Annotated in this window: 20 protein-coding genes; 7 read left to right on the top strand and 13 right to left on the bottom strand. The window is 56.2% G+C overall.

Annotated features, from left to right (window positions below; translation table 11 throughout):
- Position 1: 1 nt before the first annotated feature.
- The gene (locus KI367_RS19205) at positions 2 to 1135 is read right to left on the bottom strand and encodes a glycosyltransferase family 4 protein (RefSeq protein WP_036706728.1); all 1134 of its coding nucleotides are present in this window, start codon (positions 1133 to 1135) and stop codon (positions 2 to 4) included.
- 143 nt (positions 1136 to 1278) lie between these two features.
- On the opposite strand from KI367_RS19205, the gene KI367_RS19200 reads away from it, so the two are divergent.
- Together KI367_RS19200 and KI367_RS19195 are read left to right on the top strand one after the other, a co-directional pair.
- The gene (locus tag KI367_RS19200) at positions 1279 to 2424 is read left to right on the top strand and encodes a GGDEF domain-containing protein (RefSeq protein ID WP_246537110.1); all 1146 of its coding nucleotides are present in this window, start codon (positions 1279 to 1281) and stop codon (positions 2422 to 2424) included.
- A 78-nt stretch (positions 2425 to 2502) separates the two neighbouring features.
- On the top strand, positions 2503 to 3843 hold the full coding sequence (locus tag KI367_RS19195) for an RsmF rRNA methyltransferase first C-terminal domain-containing protein (protein WP_212951698.1): 1341 nt from the start codon (positions 2503 to 2505) through the stop codon (positions 3841 to 3843).
- A gap of 97 nt (positions 3844 to 3940) precedes the next feature.
- On the opposite strand, the gene KI367_RS19190 is transcribed toward KI367_RS19195, so the two are convergent.
- The 5 genes from KI367_RS19190 to KI367_RS19170 form a co-directional block, all read right to left on the bottom strand.
- Positions 3941 to 4741, bottom strand: a complete 801-nt coding sequence (locus KI367_RS19190) for a Cof-type HAD-IIB family hydrolase (protein WP_036706724.1) — start codon at positions 4739 to 4741, stop codon at positions 3941 to 3943.
- Between the two features lie 135 nt (positions 4742 to 4876).
- Positions 4877 to 5632: a pseudouridine synthase gene (locus KI367_RS19185; RefSeq protein WP_212951696.1), complete on the bottom strand. Its 756-nt coding sequence runs from the start codon at positions 5630 to 5632 to the stop codon at positions 4877 to 4879.
- Positions 5629 to 7179, bottom strand: a complete 1551-nt coding sequence (locus KI367_RS19180) for an RsmB/NOP family class I SAM-dependent RNA methyltransferase (protein WP_036706720.1) — start codon at positions 7177 to 7179, stop codon at positions 5629 to 5631. Before KI367_RS19180 ends, KI367_RS19185 begins: the two co-directional genes overlap by 4 nt.
- A 140-nt stretch (positions 7180 to 7319) precedes the next feature.
- Positions 7320 to 8141 (bottom strand): GTP diphosphokinase, encoded by an 822-nt coding sequence (yjbM, locus tag KI367_RS19175; RefSeq protein WP_036706717.1) that lies wholly within the window; start codon positions 8139 to 8141, stop codon positions 7320 to 7322.
- A gap of 24 nt (positions 8142 to 8165) precedes the next feature.
- Positions 8166 to 9260, bottom strand: a complete 1095-nt coding sequence (locus tag KI367_RS19170; protein WP_212951694.1) for a quinone-dependent dihydroorotate dehydrogenase — start codon at positions 9258 to 9260, stop codon at positions 8166 to 8168.
- A 187-nt stretch (positions 9261 to 9447) separates the two neighbouring features.
- Here KI367_RS19170 and KI367_RS27480 point away from each other — a divergent pair, with 187 nt between their 5' ends.
- Positions 9448 to 9582, top strand: coding sequence for a hypothetical protein (locus KI367_RS27480; RefSeq protein ID WP_281422516.1), 135 nt, complete (start codon positions 9448 to 9450; stop codon positions 9580 to 9582).
- A gap of 1 nt (position 9583) precedes the next feature.
- On the opposite strand, the gene KI367_RS19165 is transcribed toward KI367_RS27480, so the two are convergent.
- From KI367_RS19165 to KI367_RS19155, 3 genes are all read right to left on the bottom strand, one after another.
- Complete coding sequence (locus KI367_RS19165; RefSeq protein WP_212951693.1) at positions 9584 to 11014, bottom strand: L,D-transpeptidase; 1431 nt, start codon at positions 11012 to 11014, stop codon at positions 9584 to 9586.
- A 116-nt stretch (positions 11015 to 11130) separates the two neighbouring features.
- The gene (locus KI367_RS19160; protein ID WP_036706709.1) at positions 11131 to 11379 is read right to left on the bottom strand and encodes a ferredoxin; all 249 of its coding nucleotides are present in this window, start codon (positions 11377 to 11379) and stop codon (positions 11131 to 11133) included.
- Positions 11380 to 11530: 151 nt separating this feature from the next.
- Positions 11531 to 12826 carry a DNA polymerase IV gene (locus KI367_RS19155; protein WP_212951691.1) on the bottom strand — a complete coding sequence of 432 codons (1296 nt, stop codon included), beginning with the start codon at positions 12824 to 12826 and terminating at the stop codon, positions 11531 to 11533.
- Positions 12827 to 13032: 206 nt separating this feature from the next.
- On the opposite strand from KI367_RS19155, the gene cimA reads away from it, so the two are divergent.
- Positions 13033 to 14661, top strand: coding sequence for a citramalate synthase (cimA, locus tag KI367_RS19150; RefSeq protein ID WP_212951689.1), 1629 nt, complete (start codon positions 13033 to 13035; stop codon positions 14659 to 14661).
- An 86-nt stretch (positions 14662 to 14747) separates the two neighbouring features.
- Here the strand turns inward: cimA and KI367_RS19145 are convergent, their stop codons facing one another.
- Positions 14748 to 15302 (bottom strand): TlpA family protein disulfide reductase, encoded by a 555-nt coding sequence (locus tag KI367_RS19145; RefSeq protein ID WP_212951688.1) that lies wholly within the window; start codon positions 15300 to 15302, stop codon positions 14748 to 14750.
- A 176-nt stretch (positions 15303 to 15478) separates the two neighbouring features.
- On the opposite strand from KI367_RS19145, the gene KI367_RS19140 reads away from it, so the two are divergent.
- Complete coding sequence (locus KI367_RS19140; RefSeq protein WP_212951686.1) at positions 15479 to 15934, top strand: Mov34/MPN/PAD-1 family protein; 456 nt, start codon at positions 15479 to 15481, stop codon at positions 15932 to 15934.
- Here KI367_RS19140 and KI367_RS19135 read toward each other — a convergent pair.
- The 3 genes from KI367_RS19135 to KI367_RS19125 all read right to left on the bottom strand — a co-directional run bounded on the left by KI367_RS19135 (position 15921) and on the right by KI367_RS19125 (position 19255).
- Positions 15921 to 16661: an exonuclease domain-containing protein gene (locus KI367_RS19135; protein WP_036706707.1), complete on the bottom strand. Its 741-nt coding sequence runs from the start codon at positions 16659 to 16661 to the stop codon at positions 15921 to 15923. The two genes, KI367_RS19140 and KI367_RS19135, sit on opposite strands and share 14 nt — an antisense overlap.
- Entirely contained in the window at positions 16658 to 17737 is a 1080-nt protein-coding gene (locus KI367_RS19130) for a DUF294 nucleotidyltransferase-like domain-containing protein (protein ID WP_212951684.1), read from the bottom strand. Before KI367_RS19130 ends, KI367_RS19135 begins: the two co-directional genes overlap by 4 nt.
- Positions 17738 to 17812: 75 nt before the next feature.
- Positions 17813 to 19255, bottom strand: coding sequence for an ammonium transporter (locus tag KI367_RS19125; RefSeq protein WP_212951682.1), 1443 nt, complete (start codon positions 19253 to 19255; stop codon positions 17813 to 17815).
- 351 nt (positions 19256 to 19606) lie between these two features.
- Here KI367_RS19125 and KI367_RS19120 point away from each other — a divergent pair, with 351 nt between their 5' ends.
- Together KI367_RS19120 and KI367_RS19115 are read left to right on the top strand one after the other, a co-directional pair.
- Positions 19607 to 20038, top strand: a complete 432-nt coding sequence (locus KI367_RS19120; protein WP_212951680.1) for a MerR family transcriptional regulator — start codon at positions 19607 to 19609, stop codon at positions 20036 to 20038.
- 45 nt (positions 20039 to 20083) lie between these two features.
- The gene (locus tag KI367_RS19115) at positions 20084 to 20758 is read left to right on the top strand and encodes a zinc metallopeptidase (RefSeq protein ID WP_036706702.1); all 675 of its coding nucleotides are present in this window, start codon (positions 20084 to 20086) and stop codon (positions 20756 to 20758) included.
- Positions 20759 to 20789 lie beyond the last annotated feature (31 nt).

Genomic DNA, 20789 nt, shown 5'->3' with positions numbered 1-20789 from the left:
ATCACTCTTTCACCGGTGAGTATTGTAAATATAATTTCTTCAGTTCATTGACCGCATGGGTCAGCGAATAATGGCTTTTGGCTTTGTCCCAGGCCGAACGCGCCAGTTCGTAACGATAAAGCGGGTCGGCGATGACCTTCTCCAGCGCCTCGCTGAGCGCGACGTAATCCTCGGGCGGAACGAGAAGGCCGTTGACGCCGTCCTCGATCTGTTCGGCAATCCCGCCGACGTTCGTGCCGACGAGCGCCAGGCAGCTGAGCGCCGCTTCGGCAAATACCGAACCGAAAGCTTCCGCCCGGGAAGGCAGAACGAAAATATCGAAAAACGGCATAAACTCTTCGGGGTGCAGCGTATAGCCGTAAAATATCGTTTCATTGTAAATGCCGAGCTGCTTGGCCAGCGTTTCAAGCTCCGTGCGGTACGGGCCGTCGCCGATGATATGCAGGACATAATCGAGCCCTTTCTTTTTCAGCTCCGCGCACGCTTTAAGCAGGACGTCAAGTCCTTTGGCCGGGACGAGCCGGCAGACGGTGATCAGCTGCGGAACGTCGTTTTCGTGGGGAACCGGCTTAAACCGTTTCTCGTCGAATCCGTTCGGCGTTACCGCGATGCGCTCCGGATGTTCCACGTAGGCTCCCAGATAATCCGCAAACGAACGCGAAACCGTCAGCATCCGTTCGCTTTTCAGCTCGAGCTCGCGGTACAAGGACACCAGGAATCGGTGCTCGGGGCCGTCCGCCTTGATTTTGCCGTTCAAAATCAGTTCTCTTTCGTAGCTGGAATGGATAGTTTGGATGAGCGGCACGTCCGGAAACGCCTGTTTCATGGCGAGGCCCGCGATCGGATGGTGGGCATGGATCAGATCGTACGGCTTTTGGATCCGAAGCTTCGTCCACCATAAATAATCTTTGTAGGTTTGAATGTATTTTTGAACGATAGGATGGTCGCCGTATTCCGTCCAGTCAAAGGTTTCGAACCGGACGTCTTCATGTCCCTTGTTCCGGATCCGCTTCGGAAGCCAGAACATCTCCATGTCCCATCTCGAGGATTGAAAACGCTCCTGCATGTAAGGAATCATCGAGGATACGCCGCCCGGCTGTTCCGGCGGGAAAAAAAGTGCTTGCAGTAATCTCATGGGGAAACGCCCCTTTCTAGTATCTCTTTCTATCTGTTTTGTGCTGTCCACTCGTTTCGGGATCTTCGAAATTATGATATATTGGAACATATGTTTCAGTAAAGGAAAACCATTTCGGGAGCCGATGGAGGATGACGCCTTTCATGTCCGGATCACCCTACGCCGTTTCGGCCGGCATTGCTGCGGCATGCTGTTTCTATATCATACTCATCATGACGATGATGTGCCTCATTATGTACAGCAAGCAGCGGAAAAAGGCCTATGTGTCGATGATCGTCGCCTTTCTATTTATTATGACATACGAAGGTCTGAACATCCATTTCGCCTTGTCGCCTGCAGGCAGCCGGAGCGGGAGCTATTCCCGGATCGCCGATTTGCAAATTTTTTCGTTCCTGCTGCTCAACCTGGCCGTGTTTCAGCTTTACCGCCGGATGAGCCGATCCTCGACTCTGATTTTTGCATCGCTTGCGCTGCTGTTTCTCGTGCCGCTGGTCTCTTACGTCCTGCCGTTCGGAGGGACCGGATGGCAGAAGATCTACTTGGATGTCTACCAATTGGGCATCTTATATGCAGGCATTTCATTCATTCTGCCGCGGATCGGGCAGCGCGGAAAATATTTTGCCGGCATCGGCGTCTACTTCGTCTACGCGGCTGTCGGGATGCTGGCGCGTTACGCCGGCTGGCATGCCTCATGGATCGACGCCGCGACGGTCTGGCTTCCGCTTGCGTATTACACGATCGTGTTCCTGATCCTGTTCGAGCGGATCGTCGAGCTGATGCAGTCGATTTACCGTTCCTCCATCACCGACGGACTGACGAATCTGTATAACCGCCGCTTTTTCATGAAACAGCTGAACAAATATGCGGAGCAGGGCGTCAAGGTATCGATGCTCTTTTGCGACATCGACAATTTCAAAAAGCTGAACGATACCGAGGGCCACCAACGTGCCGATCAGGTATTGAAGCAGGTGGCGGCGATCATCGACGAGGAAGTGTCCGAGGTCGGCCTCAGCGGCCGTTTCGGCGGAGAGGAGCTTGTCGCCCTGATCGTGGACAAACGGGCTAATCCCGCCCAAATCGCGGAGCGGATCCGCGCCCGGGTCGCCGAAGAAACGATCGTTACCTTAAGCATCGGCTACAGCTCGCTCCGCAAAAACGGTACCGCGGAGGAATTGGTCAAACAAGCCGACCAAGCGATGTACCGGTCCAAAACGACGGGCAAAAACAAGGTGTCGCCTTACCGCACGCCCTCCTCGAAAAAGGAACCGGCGGAGGAAACCGGCTCATGAGGGCAACTCCCTAACCATAAAAAATTTTCCGGCCATCGCGGCATCACGAAACGAAAACTGCAAAAAGGAGCTTAAACGATGGGCAAAGAATCGCTGCCTTCCGCGTACATTGAACAAATGAAATCTATTCTGGGCGGGGATCTCCCCGCCTTTTTGCACTCCTACGATCTTCCGCGAACCCACGGATTGCGCTTCAATGAATCCAAGGCCACGGCCGCGCTTCAGGAAAACGTGATCCGAATGTTCGACCTGAAGCCCGTTCCCTGGTGTTCGACCGGTTATTATTACAACGAATCCGCGCGCCCGGGCAAACATCCCTACCACCAGGCCGGACTTTACTACATCCAGGAGCCTTCGGCCATGTCGGCGGTGGAGATGCTCGATCCGCAGCCGGGCGAAACGGTGCTGGATCTGGCGGCCGCTCCCGGAGGCAAAAGCACCCATATCGCTTCTAAAATGCGCGGCCGGGGGCTGCTGGTCTCCAACGAAATCCATCCGGAACGCGCCAAAATCCTTGCGGAAAACGTCGAGCGGATGGGCATCGCAAATAGCGTGGTCACCTGCGCCCCGCCGGACGAGCTGTCCCGCCGGTTTCCCGAGGCATTCGATCGGATCATGCTTGATGCGCCTTGCTCGGGCGAAGGCATGTTCCGCAAAGATCCGAACGCGCTCGAAGAGTGGTCTCCGGCCATGGTCGAACTCTGCGCCGCCCGCCAGCGCGACATTTTGGACCATGCCTACTTGATGCTGAAACCCGGAGGCACGATGGCCTATTCGACCTGCACGTTTAACCTGAGCGAAAACGAGGAGATGATGGCGCATTTCACAAGCGCCTATCCGGATATGGAGTTGGTCTCCATGAAACGGCTGTGGCCGCATGAGGAAAACGGAGAAGGGCATTTCGTGGCCGTGCTGCGCAAAAAGGATGACGGAGAGCGGACGGGAAAGCAAAAACGAACCCGCAAACCGCAAGACAAGGGCAAAAACAAAGCGGAGTTGGCGGCGTATCGCGACTTTGCCGCCTGGGCGGCGGAGGAGCTTCCCGGATTCGTCCCGCCGGCGGGAACGCCCGTCTTGTTCGGGGAAGCCTTGTATCTTCTCCCCTCCACCGAACCGCTGCCGATCGACGGGCTGAAGGTTCCCCGGGCCGGGCTTCATTTGGCCCACTTGAAGAAAAACCGCGTCGAACCGGCCCATGCGCTTGCGATGGCGCTGGCCCCCGAACAGGCCAAGCAGCGGCTCCTTCTGGAAGCGGACGGGCCGGAGGCGGCGGCCTATCTGCGCGGCGAGACGCTGCCCGTTGCGGCCGATCTCCGCGGCTGGACGCTCGTGACGGTGGACGGCCTTCCGGTGGGGTGGGGCAAAGCCAGCGGAGGGCAGCTGAAAAATCATTATCCGAAAGGACTCCGCCAATTCTGATCCCGAAGGGAACGCGTTCCCTTAACAAACGAAGGTACCTTGAAGGCTTGTCCGCAAGCCTTCAAGGTACCTTCGTTTTTATATATCCGTTACTCCATCAAGACAAGCAGTATTTGAGCAAAGCCGCATGCACGCCGTCTTCGTTGTTCGAGGCGGTTACCTCGTTGGCCGCCGCTTTCACTTCCAGCGGGGAATTGTCCATGGCGATGCCCATGCCCGCAAAGGTCAGCATCGTGATATCGTTATAGTAGTTGCCGATCGCCAGCACCTCTTCGGGGCGCACCCCGCGGCGTTCCGCCAGCTGCTTGAGCGCGTTGCCCTTCGATGCGTCCGGATGCATCAGGTCCAGGAAATATTCGCCGCTTCGCAAAATGTTGAATTCCGGCGTCCATTTGCCGATTTCCTCATGGACCTTGTCCAGCACGTCGGCGTAATCGAATGCCGTCACCTTTACGACCGGCTCGCCCAGCTCTTGAATCGGCGGCAGGTTGGCAGGCAGCATCAGGAAATTCTCGTACATGCTGCGGACCTCGACAGCCATCCCGTCCACGTCGTCCACATACATGCGAAATGCCGTATTGACGTCAAAATGAACCTTTTTATCGCGGAAATAATCCATATACGGCTGGATCGCTTTCGTATCCATGGAGAATTGGTGCACGACTTCCTTCGTGACGACGTCCACCGTCGCCGCCCCGTTATGGCTGATCACATAACCTTTAAGCCCGATCTCTTCCATGAACGGAATCGAGTTTTGCGGGCCTCTCCCGGTGCAGAGCACGATTTCCGCTCCGGTTCGCGATACCTCCTGAATGGTTTGTTTCGTTTGCTCGGTCAGTTCATGGTTGTCGTTCAGCAGCGTTCCGTCGACGTCGAGAGCGATCAGCTTGTATTTCATGTCTCCACCCATCCTTTTTCTCTATTTTAGGGATTTGGCTTTGAAACCCCTTCGATTGATGCAAAAAACCATTCCTTTGCTTTATACAGAAACGTCATCTAGTCATCTGCGCGCAAGTCGTTTTTTTACTGCGCTTTAATCCTGCGGGCCCGTTAGCAAGGCCAGTTCGTCTTCCGTTAATTCCCGGTATTCCCCGAGCTGCAGCGAAGGATCCAGATCCAACCGGCCCATGCGGATCCGTTTCAAATAGACCACCTTTTTGCCGACCGACTGGAACATCCGCTTGACCTGATGGAACTTGCCTTCATGAATCGTCAGCTCGATCCGGGAGACGACCTCTTCCCCTTGACGATCGTGCCCTAGCACGACGAGCTCTCCGGGTTGCGTCACGTAGCCGTCGTCCAGCGTAACCCCTTCGGCGAACCGCTCGACGTCCGCCTCGCCAACCTCTCCGAGCACCAATGCCATGTAGGTTTTCGGCACATGCCGCCTCGGGGACAACAGCTCATGCGCCAGCTTGCCGTCATTGGTCAGCAGCAGCAGCCCTTCGGTGTCCTTGTCGAGCCGCCCCACCGGAAAAGGTTCGAACGCCAAATACTCGGGCGCCAGCAAATCCAGCACGGTCCGGTCCCGGTTGTCTTCGGTCGCCGATACGACGCCGGGCGGCTTATGCAGCATCACGTAGATGTGCTCCCTGTAATGGATCCGCTCCCCGTCCAGCAGGATTACGTCCGTTTCCGGATCGACATGCATCCCGCTGTCTTTTGCCCGGACGCCGTTCACCGTAATCAGGCCCTGTTTCACGTATTTTTTGATGTCGCTTCGGCTCCCATACCCCAAATGGGTCAGCGCCTTGTCCAATCGCAGCGTATTTCTTCCTTTTGCGCTCACGCCGAGGTCCACCTCCACCCTGCCGGGTATTCGTTTTTCAGCATTCCGTCCTGCCATTTGCCAAACCCCGCCGAATAGCCGTCGATGCATACAAGCACGTATCCTTTGGGCAGGACCCCGTCCGTGCAGCGGATCCGGTCCGCTTCGACGTTCAGCGTTTCGCCCTTTAAATACCGGACCGCCTCGCCCGTTTCCGACGACAAGGAAAGCACGCGGCAAAACTCCTGCGGGCGCAGGGCGGTGGCCAGCGGATGGGCCGGCACGAAGCGGCCGTTTTTGGCATCGCCCATATACCACCCCGGACGAACAGCCTTCAGCCCGTCCAATGCTCCCGGCGGAAGCGGCGATTGATAGACATGCTGGCCGAACATGATCGTATACCCGCCCGGAACGAACCCAAGATGGTCGCGCACGAAATTCCCGTAGGCTTCCAGCTGGGCGGCCGGATCATCCCCGTCCGGCTTTTTCGCTGTTCTTTTGCCTTTTTTGGGTATTCCCTGGCTTCGTTCCTTTCGGTCTTTGCCTTTGCCGTCCAAACGTGCCCCGCCCGAGGAACCGCGATCCGTCGCAGCCAGAAAACGGCCGGGCTCGTCCGTGCCGGTTCCGTCATGCTGCAGCACGGCCACGAAATGGCCTTCGCCTTCGATCAGATGCGGCCATAAACGGGAGGTCTGCTCCGCCTGCTCCCAGATGTCATCCGGGATTTGGTCGGATTCCTCCATATGGCCGCGAAGCCAGCCGGCGGCTCCCGGAGCGAACAGCCCGCTCGGAGGCGGAGCGACGCTAAAACATGGTTGCTCCAGCAGGAATTCGGCGATGATCGCCTCGTTTTCTTCGGGAGAAAACGTGCAGGTGGAATACACGATCCGCCCGCCCGGCTTCAGCATGTTGGCCGCCGATTTCAAAATTTCCCGCTGCATGGCGGCGTATTTGTCCGGCGATTCTTCCGTCCACTGGCGAACCATGTCCTCGTCCTTGCGGAACATGCCTTCGCCCGAGCAGGGGGCATCCACGAGGATTTTATCGAAAAAGGCCGGGAAGCTGGCGGCGATCCGCTCCGGATGCTCCTGAAGCACGACGCCGTTTCTCACCCCGTAAAGCTCCAAATTTTTCGCCAGCGCCTTCGTCCGTTCCTGGTTCAGGTCGTTGCTGACCAGCAGTCCTTCCCCTTGCAGCTTGGCCGCAATTTGGGTCGACTTGCCTCCGGGAGCCGCGCAAAGGTCCAGCACCTTGTCGCCGGGACGCACATCCAAAAGCTCCACGGGCGCCATCGCGCTGGGCTCCTGGATATAATACAGCCCGGCATGATAATAGGGATGTTTGCCCGGCCGGTCGCCCGGCTCCGTATAAAATCCCGTTCCGCACCAAGGAATCGGCTTCAGCTGCCAAGGGCTCGACGCCAGTAGGTCGCCGACGGATATTTTTAACGTGTTGACCCGGATTCCGCTGTACGGATCATGGTCATATGAAGCGATGAAACGTTCGTACTGATCCTGCAACAGCGACTTCATGCGCTCCTGAAAAGCGGCAGGCAGCTGCAATGCCATGTTTCTCATCATCCTGTTCTGTCTTGTTAAAATCGGTTTCGCTTATGCACCATCAAAAACAACAACCCGCTGTTCCTAAGACAGCAGGTTGAACGTATGGATGATGTTCGTCTTGACGACAGGCTTCCGGAAGCCGGCGCCTAGTCTTCTTGCGAGTCGTTCTTGCGGCAACCCGCCATCACCCGTTTGACTTCTTCGAGCAGCTGCTTCATCTCATCCATGTCGGGGCGGCCGTCTTGGCTGGACCAGATCCGGTTGAACCGTTCTTGGAATTCCATCGCCTCGTTGACGAGATGATAAAAATACAGCTGGTGAATCAAGGTCAGCACCTGGGACGTCACGTTGGAATCGTCCTCGAATTTTTTCTGCGCCTCCAATATTTCTTCGCGGATGCCCGACATTTCATTATCCAGAATAGCCGCCGCTTCCGCCGTTTTTTGCAGGCGTCTGCGCACGTCCTCCGGCAGCATTTCGCGGTACTTATAACTTAAAGAATGCTCGATCGTCGCCCAAAAGTTCATCGCAAGCGTCCTGATTTGGATCTCGGCAAGCACCTTTTTCTGTCCAAGCGCCGTTTGCACGGGATATTCCACGATCATATGAAAACTGCGGTAGCCGCTTTCTTTGTAATTGGTAATGTAATCTTTTTCGTATAAGAGCTTCAGGTCCTTGCGGTTGCGGATATATTCGGCCACGCGCCGGATATCCTCCACGAACTGGCACATGATGCGAATCCCGGCGATATCCTCGATGCCGGTCTCCAGCTGGTCCATCGGGACGTTCAGCCGCTTCGCCTTCTCCAAGATGCTGGAAATCCGTTTGACGCGTCCCGTCACGAACTCGATCGGCGCATATTCTTCGCGTTTTTTGAGTTCGGCGCGCATCGTTTTGAATTTCACTTTCAGTTCCTCAACGGCTTGCTCATACGGTAGCAAAAATAATCCCCAATCCCTGCCGTCCATTCACATGCCTCCTGTCTGTCACCCTCAGCGATGGTCCGCTCCTACGGCTTCGGAAATATTCGAAAATCCGTCACGGCGCAGAAGCTCCCTGAGTCCGGCATGCAGCCGGCGGTTCACTTCGGGCCCTTCGTATATAAGAGCTGTATATATTTCGACCAGGCTGGCTCCGGCCCGGATCTTTTCGTACGCATCCTCCGCGCTGAAAATGCCTCCCGATCCGATAATCGGCAGCTTGCCGGCCGTCTGCCTGTAGACGCGCGAAACCACTTCCGTGGAACGCGCGCGGAGAGGTCTGCCGCTGATTCCCCCGGTTTCCTTTTTGTTCGGATGGGTCAGCCCGTCCCGCCCGACCGTCGTGTTTGTGGCGATAATGCCGGAAATCCCGCTCGCGGAAAGGGCGTCAACCATCATCTCGAGCTCCTCGTTGGCGACGTCCGGAGCGATTTTGACGAGAATCGGCTTGGATTTGCCGTGCTTTTGCGCCTGCAGACGCATCTCTTCCATAATATGCGCCATCAGCGAGGAAAGCTCGCTGCCGTACTGCAAATTCCGCAAATCAGGCGTGTTCGGCGAGCTGATGTTCACGACGAAAAAGTCGCCGTACGGATACAGCGTCCGAAGACAAGCCTGATAATCCTTGTACGCTTCCTCGTTGGGGGTCACCTTGTTTTTGCCGATATTGACGGCGACCGGAACGGGCCTTGTTTTCAGGCGGGACAGTCTGCCCGCCATCGCTTCCGCCCCTTCGTTGTTGAACCCCATCCGGTTCAGCAGCGCCTCGTCCGGAGGCAGGCGGAACAGGCGGGGCCGATCGTTGCCGGGTTGCCCTTTCGGCGTGACCGTCCCCACCTCCATGAATCCGAATCCGATGGAAGAGAACCCTTCCACTGCTGCCGCGTTTTTATCCAGCCCCGCCGCCAATCCTACCGGTGTGGGAAAGTGAAGTCCGAACAAATCGACCGCCAGATCAGGCGTTTCGGTGACGCCGTACATGCTTCTCAAAAAACCGGAGCCTCCCGGGAAGGAACCGGCCGTATGTAATCCTCCGATCACCAAATGGTGCGCTTTTTCCGGGTCCATCTTAAAAAAAATCGGTTTTGCCACGTTTCGGTACAGCACCAGTTACTCTTCCTCTCCATCCGCAAGTTTTTTCTCTACTCTCCAGTTTATCCTTTTCCGGGGTAAAAGAAAAGTTTTTTGCCTTCTTTCTTCCGCCGCCACTCCCTTTGTCCCGCTGGTTTTTTGGGGATAAACCCATTACAATTGAGGTGTCCACCGAAAATCGATAGAAAGAGGGTAGAACGGTATGGCAACCAAACGCAAGCCTCCGACACTTCGGCAAAAAAAAGAAGAAGTGAACAGAAAGGCGATATTTTGGTCCGGCCTTAGTTTATTGCTTCTCATTCTGCTGATCGTCGTGCTGATTGTTTGGAACACCTGATTTACAGCCAGTGGTATGTTTTACGGGGGTTTGTCTGATCCTGCTCCCGCTTCGTGCGGAACTTCTCCTGCGGAGCGAGCAGATCGTCGGGCAGGCCCCCTTTGCTAATGATAACCGGCGTCCCCATCGGCACCAGGTCGAACAATTCCTCCGCATCGGCTCTGCTCATCCGTATGCAGCCCTGGGATTCGTCCTTTCCGACGCTATCCGGCTCGTTTGTGCCGTGGATGGCGTAATTGGTGTCCGATAGCTGCATCCCCCTGCTGCCGAATTCCCCGTCGTCGCGTCCATTCGGATTCATCACTTTGTCCGTGATCGCAAACCGGCCTTCAGGCGTCCGTTCGCCCCCGAGTCCGACCTTATAATTCCGCAGCATAACGTTTCCGCTCACGACGGCCAGGCGGTGGTTCTGCTTGTCCACGAGAATGGTCAACGGGTCGTCGAAATAAGGCCCGCCTCCCCATGTATCGGCGAAAGGCCCTTTTCCCGCGGCCCCGCCTCCTTTTTCGGCGTCCGAAGAATCCTGCTTCTGTCCTGCCGCTTCCGCCCGCGCCCGCTGCACAAGAGGCAGGAACGCTTCCTTCATCCCTTCCGTCGTCCCGGAAATCCAGTTGTCCGGAAACGGGCGCACCAAATCCTCCAGCTTTTCGGGGTATTGGCCCGTTTGGCTTTGATATGCCCGAATCGCGCTGCTCAACAGCGCCAGCTCCTCCTGCTTCTCCGTCCAGGCGGACGCGGCTTTGGCCAGCTTGTCCCCATCCTCCGGGCGGCAGCTGCACGTTTTCGGATCGTATGACTGGTAAGCGACCGCTCCCGAACCTTTGTTTTCCAGCGTATATCCGACCGGCAGCCGGCGCTTCCACGCCAGCCAGTTCCCCTGTTTTTTCATCTCCAGGACGGCCAGACGGCTTCCAAGCAGCTTGGGGTGGGCTAACGGCCCCGGCGCGATCGGCGTCACGCCTTTTTCCAGACCGCCTTCCTTCACGGCCGTAAACATGACCGCCCCTTCCTCCGTCACCGGCTCCTTGCCGCCTCCTTGCGGGTCAGCCTGCGCCCTCTCCTTACCGGCAGCCGGATCTGGCCGATGAACGGCCGGCGCTTCTTGCGCCTTCCGATGCCGGCTTGGCGCATCCACCGACGGGACCAATGCGAGCAGCAAAACCATGACGGCCACCAGCAAGCGGCGCAGCCGAACGGACCGCCGTTCCCTTTCCTCGGCCTGCTGCAGCAGCCTTTGCTCGTATTCCTTCCATATATCGGATGGCATTTTGCTCGTTTCGAACGCTTCATAGATGCCGCCGGACCGGTTAAAACAGTAATTCGCCTTGCCCAGCTGCCCTTCTTTTTCGTACTCCTTGCCCAGCAAATACCATCCCATTTTGTTATCCGGGTGCATCTGGACGTATTTTTTCAAATAAAGTGAATTTCTCACGGGGTCCTCCATCCCTCACAACGTCTTTTCTATATATATCGGGTCGGGGCGTCAAAAAAAACACCCCCTTCCCGGACGGATCGGAAAGGGGGTGCCGCAGCAGCTTCCTCTTGCGCTTATTTCTCAATCAGGGCGCGAAAAGGGCTGTCCGCTACCTTAATGGAATCGGTCGGACATCCGTCCGCCGCATCCTGCATATCGTCGAACAGGTCCTCCGGAATTTCGGTCATGCCTTCATTGCCGTCTCCGCCGAAGACGACCTCGGCGAGACCTTCGTCATCATAATCGAAAATGTCCGGCGCCGTAGCCCCGCATGCCCCGCAGGAAATGCATGTATCTTTGTCTACCCAGCAGTATTTCGCCATGATTTCTTGAGAGCCTCCTCTTTCAACATCAAACGCGAGCGTTTCAAGTTGGCCTGATGCGGCCGCCAGACCTATCTTAATCCACCTTGGGCAAAATGCCAATGATCAATGTCACTTTCGCTGCCGGATATGTGATGAATATCGATGGGAATCAAGGAAGATCCAGCCCGTCTTTGCCTACGAAATCCATTTGAAGCGACGTTCCCCGCACCTTATGGTTGCGCAGCAGCACCGACGGATCGTCCCCCAGCATGCCGGCCGTGACCACGGCGTTTTCGCCGAATTTGTTGCGGAGCATATCCATCGTTTGCGTCAGCATTTCTTTTTTCGGCTGTTTTTCATATTCGAAAAGGTCCAGCTGGATCGCCGCTTCGCTTTTCGGCGTCAAGTGCTGCAGCGTAATGCCGAGCAGCCGCACCGGCTTATCCCAGCTCCAATGCTCCGCGTACAGGCGCCGGGCTTCATCGTAGATGTCGCCCGCGGTCTCCGTCGGCGTGTCCAGCATGCGGCTGCGGGTGATCGTTTTCATGTCCGGGGTCCGGATCGTGATTTGGACGCCCCCTGCGACAAGCCCCTGCCGCCTCAGCCGGCGCGCGACCTGGTCGCTGATGTTGAGCAGCACCCTATGGACGTCCTCGCGTTCCTGAATGTCGGCCGGCAGCGTGGTCGTATGCCCGATCGACTTATTGGGCTCGCGTTCCTCCAGCACGGGCGAATGGTCGATGCCGTTTGCCGCCTGCTTCATCCACACGCCCATCACGCCGAACGTGCGGATCAGCGCCTCTTCGTCGGTTTTTGCCAATTGCCCGATCGTATGGATCCCGATTTTGCGCAGCTTTTCGGCCGTTTTGCCGCCGATGCCGAACAATTCGCCGCAGGGCTTGTTCCAGAGCAGGCGCGGGACGTCGCGAATGCGCAGGACGGAAATGCCGCGCGGCTTTTTCATGTCGGATGCCATTTTGGCCAGCAGCTTGTTCGGAGCGATGCCCACCGAGCACGGCAGGCCGAGCTCCTCGTCGATCCGCCTTTGAATTTCCTCCGCGATCTGCTGCGGCGTGCCGAACTGCCTCGAACCGGTAATGTCGAGGTAACATTCGTCGATCGATGTCGCCTGCATCAGCGGCGTGTAGGAGTAGGCGATTTTCATGAACGCTTTCGAATATTTGCGGTATAAATGGAAGTCCGGTTTGATGAGGATCAGCTCCGGACATTGCTTCAGCGCGCGGTTGACGTGCATGCCGGTCGAAATGCCCCTCCGCCTTGCCGCATAGGAGCAGGTGACGATGATGCCTTTGCGCAGCTCGATGCTCCCGGCCACCGCCGTCGGTTTGCCGCGGTACTTGTCCGGCTCCTCCGCCTCATGGACCGAGCAGTAAAAAGCGTTCATATCCACATGCAAAATGACCCTTCCGTTCGTTGGATAATAAGCGTCTACGTCCCTATTCATGAGCCTTCTCACCTTCGAAAATTTCGTTACGTTCAGCATAACGTTCCCCCGGCAACAGGTCAAGAATGGGGAACACGCGAAAAACACGGAATTCTTTGTTACATTCCCGCGTAAAAATGCTATAATAATTTACTATATATGTGGATCGTTAGATTCCCGCTAAAACCAAAAACGAATTCATAAGACTTCCAAAGGAGGACGCTTTCATGTCAAAGTCCATATCCATCTTCGACACAACCCTGCGCGACGGCACTCAAGGAGAAGGGGTCAGCTTGTCGGCGGACGACAAACTCAAAATTGCCAAAAAGCTCGATGAACTTGGTGTTTCATATATTGAAGGCGGGATTCCGGGAAGCAACAGCAAGGACATCGAATTTTTCAAACGGGTGGGGCAGCTCGGCCTCAACGCCAAAATCACCGCCTTCGGCAGCACCCGGCGCAAGGACAGCATCGCCGATCAGGACGCGAACTTGAACCGGATCATCGAGTCCGGCGCCCAGGCGGCCACGCTTGTCGGGAAATCATGGGATTTCCATGTGCATACCGCGCTGCAAACGACGCTGGAAGAAAATCTGGCGATGATTTACGATTCGGTTGCTTATTTAAAGCGTAAAGGGCTGGAGGTCATTTTTGACGCGGAGCATTTTTTCGACGGCTACAAAAACAACCCCGAATACGCCGTCGCCGTGCTCAAAAAAGCGAAAGAGGCCGGCGCGGATTGGCTCGTCATGTGCGATACCAACGGCGGCACGCTGCCGCATGAAATCGGAAGCATCGTTGCCTCGTTCCATGCCAGCGTGCCGGATGCGAATCTCGGCATCCACACCCATAACGACTGCGAGCTGGCCGTCGCCAATACGCTTAGCGCCGTCCAGGCCGGCGCCCGCCAGGTGCAGGGCACGATCAACGGTTACGGCGAGCGCTGCGGCAACGCCAACCTGTGCTCGATCATCCCGAATCTGCAGCTCAAGCTCGGATATGAGTGCATCGGCGAGGAGCGCCTGAAGCAGCTGACGAACACCGCCCGTTACGTCAGCGAAATCGCCAACGTCAACATGCCGGTGAACCAGCCGTACGTCGGAAACGCTGCCTTCGCCCACAAAGGGGGCATCCACGTGTCCGCGATTCTCCGGGACTCCAGGACCTACGAGCACATCGTTCCCGAATGGGTGGGCAACAAACAGCGCGTCCTCGTATCCGACCTGGCAGGGCAAAGCAACATCGTTTCGAAGGCGCAGGATATGGGGCTCGACTTTGATCCGGCGAACGAACAGTCGCGCAAAGTAATCGACAAAATCAAGGATTTGGAGCACCAAGGTTATACCTTCGAAGCCGCCGACGCCTCCCTGGAGCTGCTGCTGCGCGAAGCCGGCGGGGAAATGAAGGAGCTTTTCACCTTCGAATCCTTTAAAATGCTCGTCGAAAAAACGGCAGGACAGCCGGTCATGTCCGAAGCCTTCGTGAAGCTGAACGTGGCCGGCAACAACGTATACACCGCCGCCGAAGGCAACGGTCCGGTCAACGCGCTGGACAACGCCTTGCGGAAAGCGCTCGTCCAATACTTCCCGGCGATCAAAGAGATGCATCTGTCCGACTATAAGGTCCGCGTGCTGGACGAAAAGGACGCCACGGCGGCCAAAGTCCGCGTGCTGATCGAATCGCGGGACATCAACAACTCGTGGAATACCGTCGGCGTATCGGGCAACGTCATCGAAGCGAGCTGGGAGGCGCTCGTCGACAGTATGCGGTATGCGCTTCTCGGGCAAGCCTTGAACGAACGGGATGCGGCGCAGGAATTGCCTGCCTCGGAGCAGCGGGGACTTGTCAATCATTAAGACGGCAGCACGGCAAAAAAACCTCGGACGTCCGCATAGGGCACCGAGGTTTTTTCGTATGGCGGCCGGCAAGGCCTGTCTGCATGTCAGGAGTTGATGAGTTTTTTTACCTTTTTCTCCAAATCCTTTTGCGGCAAAATGCCGAGCACGATTTCCTGCACGACCCCGCGCTTGTCGATCAGCACGTTCGTCGGGAAAACGACCCCTTTATACTGCTTTTCGTAAATGTCGGCTTTGAGGTCGAACATGACCGGGAATTGAACCCCGTATTTGTCGACGAACTTCTGCGCGTTTTTTTTGGTGTCGTATTTGGTCACGTTCACGCCGTAAACGGCCAAGCTGTCCTTGTATTTCTCGGCAATGGCGTTCAGCTCGGGCGCTTCCTGCTTGCACGGTTCGCACCAGGACGCCCAAAAATTCAGCAAAATCGCTTTATCCCGGGTTCCGCCCACATGATACTCCTTGCCGTCCAGTCCTTGGGCGGTGAATGCGGGAGCAAGCAGCCCGGCTTCGGGCCCCGTCTCGGTAGGCATCGGTTTTTCATGCTGGAACGCCGCCTGAATGCCGGGTCCCGCATTTTGGTAAAGCGCGATGCCGATTAAGACGATGACGCCAAGAAGAATATATAGATTACGCTTCATGGATGTCTTCGTTCCTTTTCGTATTGTAGTGGCTATTCTGTATTGTACCCTCTTTTCATCGGAACTTACAAATCGTTTGCAGAAAATGGCCAAAAAACGAAAAAACGTCGGACTGACGTTAAAAAAAATACCTCTGCTTCCATTGAGCAGAGGCCATCGAGAGGGGAGAACTACGGTTGGCAGATCCTCATACGGTCCGGCGGGAAATCCGGCTCAATGCCTCGTGCGGAAGGCAAATCGCCGAACACCTTGTTTCCGGACTGCCATATGAAACCTGCGGCGTGTTGCGGGGTAAAGCTGCAGCGGGCGGCATGCGAATCGACGCCTTTGCCCCGATTCGCAACGTAGCGCCTGACCCGCTGCACCGTTTCGTCCTGGACCCGGCGGAATGGACGCGGGAATGCTTGCGGGGCGGCGGCCTGATCGGCCTGTTCCACTCCCACCCTTCCTCGCCGCCCGTTCCTTCCGATGAAGATCTGCGGCAGCTGCCTTTATTCGCGGGCATGCTCAGCGCGTACCTCATCGGCAGTCCCGCAAAAACGGGGTGCGAAATCGAACTAAACGGTTATATGATCGAAAAAGGAAAAAACGGTTTATATCATTTGATTCCTGCGGACGTCACGCATGGCTGAGACAAGCGTACAGGTCGCCGAGCGTCTCCGCCTTGCGGCTTTCCGCAATGTCCCGCAGGTAGGAAACCCACAGCTTGGCCGTCATCCTCGCGTCTTCCAGCGCATGATGCCTGCCTTCAACCGGAATGCCTTTTTCCGAAAGCAGCGCATCCAGCGAATAACTCGGGAGGCCGGGACCGAGCCAACGGGCGATCATCATCGTATCCAGGACCCGGTGGCCGAGATTCACCTTGGACGTCTTCCACAAGGCCGCGTTCAGGAACGCTTTGTCATGCCCGCTGGCATGGGCGACCAGCACCCGGTCCCCGACGAAATGCATAAAGTCGTGCAGGCCTTCGATCAACGGCGGAGCCTGGTCGATCATCGGCTGCGTTATACCCGTGAGCTCCGTAATTTGCGGAGGGACCGGCCGCTTGGCTTTCACCAGCGTATAAAACGGCTCCTCTTCCACGATATGCTGGCCGTCGGCCTTCAAAGCGCCGATGGACAAAATTTCATCGCCCTGTTGGACGTTGAACCCGGTCGTCTCCAAATCGAAAATGACCGTCTTCAGTTTATGCAAAGGAGTATGCAGCATTTCCGGGCGGCGTTGTTCCCTCATCAGCGAGCGGATAAAAGCCATCTGCTGGGCGGAGGCGCCCCCCATGACGGAAGCGATCGCGGACGGGACGCCTCCTTGGCGCAGCAAACTCCAAAACCCCCCGTTTCCGCGTTCCGGAGCCTTCATAATCTCCCCTTCTCCGCAAAACGCAGCCTTCTTTGCAGCGCCCGGTGCGTGCGCCTGACCGTCGTCAGGCTTTCCCTCAGCTTATACAGAAGAGGTTTTTGCTTCAGCTCGGTCTGCGGCAAATAACCGCTGCTGGAGTACACGCCGTTCCGGAGCGTATATGTGGCCGATGCGCGGAGCGTCAATGCGGTCAAAAAAGCGCGCTGGCAATTTTCAAACAGAAGGTTTCCGCCGTCCAGCAGGGTCAGCTTTTCCAGCCGTTTCAACGTCGAGGTTTCATGGACCCCTTCCTGCAGCGCCATATAGCGGATGCTGTTGACGAGCGGTATATACACCCCGTATTTGACGTCGAATTCGCCGGCATGTTCGCCGAAACGTTCGGTCACCACCTGACCGAGAATGTTCAGCGTCGCTTTGTGCCTCACCGTATTCCGCAAAATGGCGGTCGCCGTTTCCGGCGATTCGTTCAAGCCATGGGCAAAACAACTTTTCCAGGCAGCCGCCAGCGACGGGTCGCCGGCGATCCAGCGCAGATCCGACGCGATCATCAGGTTGCGCACGTTCTCCCAGCTGAGATCCCGATGCCAGCCAGCCAGCCGATGTCTCCATTGCCCAAGCGTTTGGTTCCAGGCCGGCTCGGAGCACATAACCTTTCCCTTGCATTTCTCATATCCCGCATATTCCAGCAGATCGGACAGACGGCGCCCGAAAGCGGCGAAATACTTGTCCTTATGTCCACTGGCTTCGTCGCTGACGATCAGCCCGTTATCCTGGTCGCTCCAAGGCGTGGATTCCCGGCGGCCGGAGCTGCCGAACACGACCAAAGCATACGGAACCGGAGGCGGGCCGTAACCCGCTTCCTTCAGTTCCTTCTCGCACACCGCAGCCGCCCTGGCGGCCACCTCGTCATGCATGTCGTTCACAAGCGCCGTCCAGGCTGCAATCGGCATTTCCGCATATAAATATTCGATCCGGGACTGGCAAGCCCGCCTGCCTTCCCGAAGCTGCTCGCGCGTATCCGCATGCCTGATGAGCTCCAAATCCGGTTCATGTTTCGCGTTTTTCACCGGCTCCATACCCGATACCCCCCTGTCAAGCCGTCATGCTGCACTCGTCGACGAAACGCTGCGTCCTCGCCTGCTTTTTTCGGATTAAAAGGAATCGCCGGTCCCTACCGCCGGTTTGGAGACGGAAGGCATCTCGGAAGCGGATTTTCCCGCCTCGGCGCCGGCGATGAGCTTCATTTGCTCCGGATACCCGTAGGCGCCGTGTTCGCTGATGTCCAGCCCCATCATTTCTTCTTCCTCCGTGACGCGGATTCCCATCGTCGCTTTCATGATGCCGACGATCACAAACGAGATGACGAACACGAATACAAAGGCGCCGAGCACGCCCAGCAGCTGTACGCCCAGCTGCCCGAATCCTCCTCCGTAGAACAGCCCCGGTTTGCCGACCCCGGTTTTTTCCACGAGTTCCGGCGTCGCAAACAATCCTGTGGAGATCGCCCCCCAAATGCCGGCAATGCCGTGAACGGAAAAAGCATAGATCGGATCGTCGATGCCCGCTCTTTCAAACCACTGCGCCGTAAAGAAGGTGACGATGCCGGCGACGGCGCCGATGACAACGGCAGCCCATGCGTCGACGAACGCGCAAGCGCCCGTAATCGCCACGAGCGCGGCCAACACGCCGTTCAGCATGCTAGGAATGTCCGCTTTCCCGAATACCGCCCATGAGATGAACAGCGCCGCGATAGCGCCCGCCGCCACCGCCAGATTGGTCGTCAGCGCGACGTATCCGAAAAAGCCGTCCATCAGTGCCGAAAGCGTGCTGCCCGGATTGAAGCCGAACCAGCCGATCCACAGAATAAACACGCCCAGAACGGAAAGCACTTGATTATGACCCGGAATGCTGTTTGGTTTGCCATCCTTATTGTATTTGCCAAGACGCGGTTTAAGCAGGTAGGTAATGACCAGCGCCGCGGTCGCCCCCGTCAAATGTACGACGGCCGAACCCGCGAAATCCTGCATGCCGAGTTGGCCGAGCCAGCCGCCGCCCCACACCCAATGGGCCACCACGGGATAAATCACGATCATGAACAACGTGCCGAATACGATATATACGCTCAGCTTGGCGCGTTCCGCCATGCCGCCGCAGGCAATCGCCAGCGAAACGGCCGCAAACGACAGCTGGAACAAAAACTTCACCGATAAAGAGACCTCCGACGCCGAAAGCGCGTCAAAAGAGGAAGCCATCGAATCGCCGGTCATAAAAAATCCGGTCGTTCCGAAAAGGCTGTTGCCGTTTCCGAATCCGAGGCCAAACCCGAACGCCCAAAACACGACGATGGCGATTCCGAGGGTCAGCACCGTTTTCCCGGCAATATGGCCCGCGTTTTTCATCCGCACCGAACCGGCCTCCAGAAGGGCGAATCCCGCCTGCATAAAAAAGACGAGCATCGCGGCCATAAATACGAAAAACGTGTTCAGTCCCGTCTGAAGCACCATATTGCTTGCCCCGTCATCGGCAAATACCGTTGCCGGAAATGCCATCAGCGCAAGAAAAGCCAATCCACCGCCAAGCCACTTTTTGTTCATGTTCCCCACTCCTCTTTAATGTTAGTTTTTATAACATATTACGAAATTATTAATCACATTATAAACAGATAAGCAGGAAATTGACAATACAATTCTCGAAAAAATAATATATGTAAAAATATATTACATGAATTGTTATATTATAAAACCGTAACGTTTGACTGTACGGTTCGTTATCATGTATCATATTTTTATCTACAGGTCATTAAAATGAGTTACATAGATTGAACGAACCGGAGCATCCTTTTTTAGAAAACCGACAAAAATGAGACGTTCATTCTATAGAGCTCGGGATACTGCAACCAATCAGCATCCGCAAACTTTTTTCGGTGAGGTGGTTTAGATGGGGATATGAAACTTTACCGGATCGGTGAATTGGCTAAGGCCGGGGGCGTCAGCGAGCGTACGATCGACTACTATACCAAGCTGGGGTTGATCTCCCCCGAAAAGCGCACTCTTAAAAATTATCGTTTGTACAGCCATGAAACCTTGCTCCGTCTCAAACGTATTAATGAATTGAAACAAGAGAAATATACTCTGGAAGAGATTCGCCAGACGCTTGCCAAATGGGATGCCGCCCCCGAGATCCATCACGTATCCGACAGGCTTTCCCACCTGGAGCTGCAAATGCAGCAGCTGGAACGCGAGGTCAAGGAGCTCAGCCCCCTTCTCGAGAAGATGAAACCCGGGCAAGCGCGGCGCCTGCTGCTGAATTTGCTGCCGCAGGGCGCGGCATGCATCGAGGCGATCAGGCTTTTCCTCGAACAAGGACCTACCCTTTAGCGAGGTTCTATTTTACAGGTATCGACACAAGCAGGAGGTTGTAAGATGGGAATGTATATTCTTATTATCATTGCGTTCGGTTTTTCCTTGTGGGCGCAGTTCCGGGTCCAGGGAACGTTCAGAAAATGGTCGGACGTACCGGCGGCCAGCGGCATGACCGGCTACGATGCAGCCCGGCATATGCTTGACAGCAACGGTTTGCACGATGTTCCGATCGAACCGGTGCGCGGCGCGTTATCCGACCACTACGATCCGATTCACCGCGTGGTCCGCTTATCCGAACCGGTCTACTACGAAAATTCGATTTCGGCGGTTTCGGTCGCCTGTCACGAGGTCGGACACGCCATTCAGCACAAACAGCATTATCCGATGCTCGTGCTGAGACACCGGATATTCCCGATCGTCAACTTTGCGTCGGGGATCGCTCCTTTGCTGATTATCGCCGGCTTCCTGTTCCAGTGGATGGGGCTTCTCGGGATCGGGATCATCTTCTTCTCCGTTGCCGTCGCCTTCCAGCTCATTACGCTGCCGGTCGAATTTAATGCCAGCAACCGCGCCCGCGACATTATGGTGGCCGAAGGATATATCACAAACGAAGAAGAAAGAGGCGTCGCCAAAGTGCTGAACGCCGCGGCCCTGACCTATGTGGCTGCCGCGCTGATCTCCGTGCTGGAGCTTCTGCGCTACATCTTTATTTTCGTGAACAATAACCGCGATTAACGTTATGACGCCAAAAACCCCCTGGACGGTT

The organism is Paenibacillus cookii, from assembly GCF_018333375.1.
GTDB lineage: Bacteria > Bacillota > Bacilli > Paenibacillales > Paenibacillaceae > Paenibacillus_AQ > Paenibacillus_AQ cookii.
Note: the sequence above shows the minus strand (reverse complement) of the source record. Positions and strands in the feature narration are given on the sequence as shown.

Excerpts from the sequence above, each read along its gene's own strand:
- KI367_RS19120 (WP_212951680.1), top strand. The coding sequence starts at position 19,607 with ATGAAACTTTACCGGATCGGTGAATTGGCTAAGGCCGGGGGCGTCAGC.
- KI367_RS19155 (WP_212951691.1), bottom strand. The coding sequence starts at position 12,826 with ATGAATAGGGACGTAGACGCTTATTATCCAACGAACGGAAGGGTCATT.
- KI367_RS19180 (WP_036706720.1), bottom strand. The coding sequence starts at position 7,179 with ATGGCATTGCAGCTGCCTGCCGCTTTTCAGGAGCGCATGAAGTCGCTG.
- yjbM (WP_036706717.1), bottom strand. The coding sequence starts at position 8,141 with ATGGACGGCAGGGATTGGGGATTATTTTTGCTACCGTATGAGCAAGCC.
- KI367_RS19200 (WP_246537110.1), top strand. The coding sequence starts at position 1,279 with ATGTCCGGATCACCCTACGCCGTTTCGGCCGGCATTGCTGCGGCATGC.
- KI367_RS19160 (WP_036706709.1), bottom strand. The coding sequence starts at position 11,379 with ATGGCGAAATACTGCTGGGTAGACAAAGATACATGCATTTCCTGCGGG.
- KI367_RS19115 (WP_036706702.1), top strand. The coding sequence starts at position 20,084 with ATGGGAATGTATATTCTTATTATCATTGCGTTCGGTTTTTCCTTGTGG.
- KI367_RS19195 (WP_212951698.1), top strand. The coding sequence starts at position 2,503 with ATGGGCAAAGAATCGCTGCCTTCCGCGTACATTGAACAAATGAAATCT.
- KI367_RS19145 (WP_212951688.1), bottom strand. The coding sequence starts at position 15,302 with ATGAAGCGTAATCTATATATTCTTCTTGGCGTCATCGTCTTAATCGGC.
- KI367_RS19125 (WP_212951682.1), bottom strand. The coding sequence starts at position 19,255 with ATGAACAAAAAGTGGCTTGGCGGTGGATTGGCTTTTCTTGCGCTGATG.
- KI367_RS19190 (WP_036706724.1), bottom strand. The coding sequence starts at position 4,741 with ATGAAATACAAGCTGATCGCTCTCGACGTCGACGGAACGCTGCTGAAC.
- KI367_RS19205 (WP_036706728.1), bottom strand. The coding sequence starts at position 1,135 with ATGAGATTACTGCAAGCACTTTTTTTCCCGCCGGAACAGCCGGGCGGC.
- KI367_RS27480 (WP_281422516.1), top strand. The coding sequence starts at position 9,448 with ATGGCAACCAAACGCAAGCCTCCGACACTTCGGCAAAAAAAAGAAGAA.
- KI367_RS19135 (WP_036706707.1), bottom strand. The coding sequence starts at position 16,661 with ATGAAGGCTCCGGAACGCGGAAACGGGGGGTTTTGGAGTTTGCTGCGC.
- KI367_RS19130 (WP_212951684.1), bottom strand. The coding sequence starts at position 17,737 with ATGGAGCCGGTGAAAAACGCGAAACATGAACCGGATTTGGAGCTCATC.
- cimA (WP_212951689.1), top strand. The coding sequence starts at position 13,033 with ATGTCAAAGTCCATATCCATCTTCGACACAACCCTGCGCGACGGCACT.